Origin of the sequence: Moorena sp. SIO2C4, from assembly GCF_010672485.1 — a bacterium.
Classification (GTDB): Bacteria; Cyanobacteriota; Cyanobacteriia; order Cyanobacteriales; family Coleofasciculaceae; genus Moorena; species Moorena producens.
The window spans coordinates 1-2,057 of record NZ_JAAHGN010001224.1; the positions used below are offsets into that span (position 1 = coordinate 1).

Below are 2,057 nucleotides of genomic sequence, written 5' to 3' on the forward strand. Positions count from 1 at the left end.
TCATAAACAGAGGTTCACGCAGCTTATCGAGAATGCGAGGGGGAATCCCTCCACCGATATAAACACCCCCAGTTGCGAAAAACTTAAGGGCAGCATTTGCGGCTTCAGATGCCAAGATTGAGACAAACATCTCTAAAGCTTGCACACAAAGGGGACATTTATTGGCCAGAGCTGCATTACTAATCGCTGCGGCTGGCTCTCCTTTGCTCATTTCTTCTGCTAACCATTCAGGGGTGTTTCCATGTCCGCTATCCCGCAAATAATTATACATACGAACCAAGCCAGGACCTCCTACAAGAATCTCGTAGCTCACCCGTTTGTATTCTTGCTGAACATAACGCATTAGTCCAACTTGAAGCTCATCCAAAGGAGCAAAGTCAGTACTTCCACCTTCAGATGCGATCGCATGAACTCGACCTTTCACCTCAACGGTTGCTGCTTCTCCTAAGCCAGTACCAGGTGATACTACTGCTCGATTGCCCCCTGGTATTTTAGTGCCGACATTAAGAGTGACTAACTGATCATCTTTTAGGGTTTCTATGCCATAAGCATTGGCTTCTACATCGTTGAGCAAGTTAACCGGAACACCTATAACTGAAACTAATTTAGCTGCTTCTACTTTATCCCAGGGTAAATTAGTCAATTTACACACACCTTCCTTGATTGGACCAGGTAAGCCGAAACAAGCAATTTTAATGGGATGGTCACAGCTTTCAACGAAAGCCCCTACCAGCTCCTCAAAACTGTGATAGTCTTTGCACTTATAAGTGCTTTTTTGGACTACAGAGAGGTTCTCGTCAAATATCGCTAATCGGCAATTTGTTGCCCCTAAGTCACCTGCTAATATCATAAGTAATTCAAAATTACAAATAAAAAAATGCTATCAACGTTTTAAGTTAATTATACCTTAATCAGTAAGCATTCAGCCGTCAGCCGTCAGCCGTCAGCTGATAGCTGATAGCTTACCTTAATCAACTTCTTAAAAATCAATCACTAAAGCTCGGCAATCCGGTTGATTGTGGATATCAACTGCTTCTGTTGTTAATTTTGAGAAGGGAACAGTATTGGTAATAATCGGTTCTAGATCAATCTTCTTTGTGCAAATTAGTTCTATGGCCTGACGAAAATGCTCTGGAGTATATCGATAGCTACCATAAATCTTGAGGGAACGATAATGAATTAAATTAGGATTGCCCCGAAACTCAGTTCCCGGGGGTGTTCCACCAAACCCAACTGCGGTACCGCCACACCTGAGCAGGGTTAATGCCTGTTCATAGGTTTCCCCAGAGCCAACGGCTTCAATAACCACATCAGCACCATAACCGTCGGTTTGAGCCATCACTATCTCTTTGAGAGACTCTCGGGTAACATTAACGGTACAATCAGCCCCCAAAGCTGATGCCTGTTCCAGAGAATCATCATGTTTGCCAGCTAGAATAATTTTGGTAGCACCTCTCAAGCTCGCTAGCTGAAGGAAGGTCAGTCCGACACCGCCATCACCAATAATTACCACGCAATCGGACAAACCAATATTAGATAAGTCAATACCCTGAAGGATACAGGCTAGTGTTTCTGTAAAGGCAGCAAACTCATAGGGAATTGATGAAGGCAGCTCAACGATACCGCTAGCCAGGGAAGCCGGAACGCATACAAACTCAGCCATGCCACCGGGTTGTAACTTAGTTGGGTTGAGGCAATGGCCTAATGCTCCTCGCTGACAGTAAAAACACTCTCCACAGGGTTTTTCTGGGTTGACGGTAACGCGCATCCCTGGCTTGACTTTGGTAACACTCTCCCCTACAGCAACAACATCTCCTGCCAGCATCCTACCAAAAATGACTGGAGGATTATGTTTGGCGTGTCCCACTAATACCGCCCGTGCGTGCATCGCACAAAAGAAACACTTCTGAACCTTTATCAATACTTCCCCTGCGCTAGGTAATGGTCGGTCTATTTTTTCTAAGCGAAAGTTCTCACGTCCTGGACCATACCAGACCGCAGCCTGCATGGTTGTCATAATATTTTGCTCCAATGTTGTTTACTGTGGGTGCATCTCA

At 44.9% G+C, this 2,057-nt stretch carries 2 protein-coding genes; both read right to left on the reverse strand.

The annotated features are described in order from the left end of the window. The coding region (locus F6K20_RS35875) for a glucokinase (RefSeq protein WP_287298001.1) at positions 1–850 on the reverse strand (850 nt) is incomplete at its 3' end. Positions 851–979: 129 nt separating this feature from the next. Further along, positions 980–2,017: a zinc-dependent alcohol dehydrogenase gene (locus F6K20_RS35880; RefSeq protein WP_229419737.1), complete on the reverse strand. Its 1,038-nt coding sequence runs from the start codon at positions 2,015–2,017 to the stop codon at positions 980–982. Positions 2,018–2,057: the final 40 nt, after the last annotated feature.